We start from the raw sequence: 510 nt of genomic DNA, 5'->3' as shown, positions 1-510 counted from the left end.
TCTGACCGACGTGCTGGAGCGCATCGTCTCCGGGCGAACCAAGAGCCATCAACTGCACGAGTTGCTTGCCTGGCACTGGAAGGCGGCGCGCCAGCGCACCGCACAGGCCGCTGCGTGAGCCCACGTCGCCATAAAGCATCGTCATCGATGGCCGCCGCCGCGATGCCACTTGCGGAACTCGAGCGATGGCTGCAGGCTCGCGTCGATCAGCATCCTGCCGCCACCAATCTCCCCATGCTCGACGGCTACGTCGCCGCAATCGTGGCCGGACCGGTGTCGATGAGCCCACTCGACTGGATCTGCCCGCTGCTCGCCATCGATGCCGATGCCTTCAACCACGGCGGCACCCCGGAGTTTGCAGCCATATCGGCCGTCGCGCTGCGCCACAATGACATCAGCAACACCCTCTCGACCGCACCCGACAGGTTCGCGCCGATGCACCGGCGCAAACCCAGTGGAGACGTCGATCCGCGACCATGGTGCCAAGGCTTCTATGCCGCGATGCGGCTC

At 65.9% G+C, this 510-nt stretch carries 1 protein-coding gene; it reads left to right on the top strand.

What is annotated here, in order from left to right; translation table 11 throughout:
- Positions 1-147 precede the first annotated feature (147 nt).
- Positions 148-510 (top strand): UPF0149 family protein (locus WN73_RS11590; protein WP_271552836.1); only part of this gene is annotated, 363 nt, incomplete at its 3' end.

It is taken from the genome of Bradyrhizobium sp. CCBAU 45394 (assembly GCF_028128655.1).
Taxonomy (GTDB): Bacteria; Pseudomonadota; Alphaproteobacteria; order Rhizobiales; family Xanthobacteraceae; genus Bradyrhizobium; species Bradyrhizobium diazoefficiens.
Note: the sequence above shows the minus strand (reverse complement) of the source record. Positions and strands in the feature narration are given on the sequence as shown.